Annotated in this window: 4 protein-coding genes and 1 pseudogene; 2 read left to right on the top strand and 3 right to left on the bottom strand. The window is 73.2% G+C overall.

The window, feature by feature from the left end; genetic code table 11:
* Window positions 1–33 precede the first annotated feature (33 nt).
* Window positions 34–678 carry a PhzF family phenazine biosynthesis protein gene (locus FRZ03_RS32485; RefSeq protein ID WP_146468663.1) on the top strand — a complete coding sequence of 215 codons (645 nt, stop codon included), beginning with the start codon at window positions 34–36 and terminating at the stop codon, window positions 676–678.
* An 80-nt stretch (window positions 679–758) separates the two neighbouring features.
* Here FRZ03_RS32485 and FRZ03_RS32475 read toward each other — a convergent pair whose 3' ends face one another.
* A complete protein-coding gene (locus tag FRZ03_RS32475; protein WP_146468662.1) occupies window positions 759–1,406 on the bottom strand; it encodes a biliverdin-producing heme oxygenase in 648 nt (215 codons plus the stop codon).
* A 140-nt stretch (window positions 1,407–1,546) separates the two neighbouring features.
* The gene (gene map / locus FRZ03_RS32470; protein WP_146468661.1) at window positions 1,547–2,404 is read right to left on the bottom strand and encodes a type I methionyl aminopeptidase; all 858 of its coding nucleotides are present in this window, start codon (window positions 2,402–2,404) and stop codon (window positions 1,547–1,549) included.
* Between the two features lie 59 nt (window positions 2,405–2,463).
* Here map and FRZ03_RS32465 point away from each other — a divergent pair, with 59 nt between their 5' ends.
* Window positions 2,464–2,694: a hypothetical protein gene (locus FRZ03_RS32465; RefSeq protein WP_146468660.1), complete on the top strand. Its 231-nt coding sequence runs from the start codon at window positions 2,464–2,466 to the stop codon at window positions 2,692–2,694.
* On the opposite strand, the pseudogene FRZ03_RS39865 reads toward FRZ03_RS32465, so the two are convergent.
* Window positions 2,695–3,014: pseudogene (locus FRZ03_RS39865) on the bottom strand (MFS transporter); the annotation flags it as partial.

The following is a 3,014-nucleotide window of genomic DNA, read 5'->3' as shown; positions in this document are numbered from 1 at the left end:
CCCGCTCGCCGCGCGCGGTGTTTCAATGCCCGGGTGACTGACTACGACGTACTGCGCGTCTTCTGCGGCCCCACCGGCGGCTACGGCAACGAGCTGGGTGTCGTCCGCGACGGTTCCGCGCTGCCCGAGCGTGCCGACCGGCAGGCGCTCGCCGCCAAACTCGGCTTCAGCGAGACCGTGTTCGTGGACGACCCCGAGCGCGGAGTGATCGACATCTACACGCCCTCCGTGCGGCTGCCGTTCGCCGGGCACCCCTGCGTCGGCACCGCCTGGCTGCTGGACGTCCCCGAACTCGTCGTCCCCGCGGGCGTGGTGGGCGCCCGGCAGGACGGCGAGTTCTGCTGGGTCGAGGCCCGCCCGGAGTGGCCCGAGCCGCGCACCCTGCGCCAGTACGCCACCCCCGCCGAGGTCGACGCGCTCGACGTGCCGCCGCCCGGGGAGTGGGTGTACGCGTGGGCCTGGGAGGACGAGGCCGCCGGCCGGGTGCGCGCCCGCGCCTTCCCCGGCCGGGGCGACGGCATCGAGGAGGACGAGGCGACGGGCGCGGCCGCGCTCCAGCTCACCGCCCGGCTGGGCCGCGCCCTCAACATCACCCAGGGCAAGGGCTCCCAGCTCCTCACCGCGCCCCAGCCGGAGGGCTGGGTGGAGGTCGGCGGCCGGGTCTTCCTCGAACGCTGAACGCTGAACGCCGAGCGCCGAACGCTGAACGCCGAACGCCGAACACCGAGCGCCGAACGCGCAGTGCCGGGCGCCGGGCGTCAGGCGGTCAGCCGGAACTCCTCGCCCAGCGCCCTGAACACCGCCGTGTTCAGGGCGAACGCCTGCCCGCACTCCCCGGCGACCCGCTGCTTCTCCAGCTCGTCCACCGGGATCGCGTCCAGCAGCTCCCGGTAATCCCGCTTGAACGCGGCCGGGTTGGCGATCTCCTCGAAGACGTAGAACCGCACCCCGTCGCCCTTTTGCTCGAAGCCCCACGTCCGCTCCGCGCGGTCCCGGATGACCTGGCCGCCGGAGAGGTCGCCGAGGTAGCGGGTGTAGTGGTGGGCGACGTAACCGCCCGGCCAGCGCTCGGCGCACTCGCGTATCCGGTCCGCGTACGCCCGCGTCTCGGGCAGCGGGTCGAGCCCCGCCCGCCACCGCGGCCCGCGCAGATGCGCCAGGTCCCGCTCCAGCGCGCCCAGCCGGCGCAGCTCCGGCCGGAGGAACGGCCCCGCCACCGGGTCGGCCGCCAGCCGCCCCGCCGCGCCCTCCAGCGCCTCGTAGACGAACCACAGCTGCTCCGTGTAGCGCGTGTACGCCTCCACCCCCAGCCGGCCGCCGAGCAGGTCGCCCATGAAGGCCGAGGTCTCCGCCGCCGCGTGCTGCTGACGGGTGGCGGTGCGGATCACCGTCGAGAACGACTCCATGGAACACTCCTCGGTTTGCCGACGTGGTGTCGGCAAGTTTACCGACAGCGTGTCGGAAACACATCAGGAGAGGCCGCCGGGCACGCGAAAGGGCCCGCCCCCGAGTGGGGGGCGGGCCCTTCTCCGCGCCGGCGGAGGGCCTACGGCAGGGTCAGGATCTCCGCGCCGTCGTCCGTCACCACCAGCGTGTGCTCGAACTGCGCGGTCCGCTTGCGGTCCTTCGTCACCACCGTCCAGCCGTCCTCCCACAGGTCGTACTCGTGGGTGCCCAGCGTCAGCATCGGCTCGATGGTGAAGGTCATGCCGGGGCGCATCACGGTGGTGGCGTGCGGGCTGTCGTAGTGCGGGACGATCAGCCCGGAGTGGAACGAGGTGCTGATGCCGTGCCCGGTGAAGTCCCGCACCACGCCGTAGCCGAAACGCTTGGCGTACGACTCGATGACGCGGCCGATGATGTTGATCTGCCGGCCGGGCCTGACCGCCTTGATCGCCCGGGCGAGGGCCTCGCGGGTGCGCTCCACCAGCAGCCGGGACTCCTCGTCCACGTCCCCGACCAGGTAGGTGGCGTTGTTGTCGCCGTGCACCCCGCCGATGTACGCGGTCACGTCCAGGTTGACGATGTCGCCGTCCCTGAGGACCGTCGAGTCCGGGATGCCGTGGCAGATGACCTCGTTGACCGAGGTGCACAGCGACTTCGGGAAACCGCGGTAACCGAGCGTGGACGGGTAGGCGCCGTGGTCGCACATGTACTCGTGGGCGACCTTGTCCAGCTGGTCCGTGGTGACGCCGGGCGCGATGATCTTCGCGGCCTCCGCCATCGCCCGCGCGGCGATACGGCCGGCGATCCGCATCGCCTCGACGGTCTCCGGGGTCTGCACCTCCGGCCCGGTGTACGGCGTCGGCGCGGGCTTGCCGACGTACTCGGGGCGGCGGATGTTGCCCGGGACGGAACGGGTGGGGGACTGTTCCCCCGGTACGAGCAGCGACTGGCCAGACATACCGGCGAGTCTATCCAGCGCGCATGGGGGAACATGTCGGTGGCGAGAGGAGCTGATCCATGCCCCTGTTCAAGAAGCGCACCACGGGCAAGCCGGGCGAGTGGTACTACTGCCTGGAGCACCAGAAGGTCGAGGAGGGTCCGGACTGCCCGGGCAAGGACCGCTTCGGGCCGTACGCCTCCCCGCAGGAGGCCCAGCGGGCGATGGAACTCGCCGCCGAGCGCAACCTCCAGTGGGAGAACGACCCCCGGTGGCACGACGCGTCCAGGGCGGACACCGACGAGGAGTGATCACGCCCCCGTTGGCACGGCCCCGGCCCGCCGCTCCCGCGTCCGCACGGCGTGCGCGTCCGTCCGCGCGTCGTACGCCATGAGCCCCGGCGGGCACGGCGTGAGCGGGCACGGCGCGAGCGGACACGGCGCGTCCGCGCAGGCCGGGCCGCCGGCGACGACGGAGGAGCGCGGGCCGGTCAGGGCGGCGAGGCCGCCCGCGCGGACCTGCCCCGGCCGGGGCCCCACCGAGGAGGACAGCGGTTCGATCCCGGCGGTCCGGCCGCGCGGCTCGTCGGGGATCGTCCGACTCCGCCCGGCGGACCGGAAGGCGCCGCCGG

The organism is Streptomyces misionensis (assembly GCF_007896895.1).
In the GTDB taxonomy this organism is placed as follows: domain Bacteria; phylum Actinomycetota; class Actinomycetes; order Streptomycetales; family Streptomycetaceae; genus Streptomyces; species Streptomyces misionensis_A.
This window is presented reverse-complemented; position numbering and strand designations above follow the sequence as displayed.

Excerpts from the sequence above, each read along its gene's own strand:
- FRZ03_RS32465 (WP_146468660.1), top strand. The coding sequence starts at position 2,464 with ATGCCCCTGTTCAAGAAGCGCACCACGGGCAAGCCGGGCGAGTGGTAC.
- FRZ03_RS32475 (WP_146468662.1), bottom strand. The coding sequence starts at position 1,406 with ATGGAGTCGTTCTCGACGGTGATCCGCACCGCCACCCGTCAGCAGCAC.
- map (WP_146468661.1), bottom strand. The coding sequence starts at position 2,404 with ATGTCTGGCCAGTCGCTGCTCGTACCGGGGGAACAGTCCCCCACCCGT.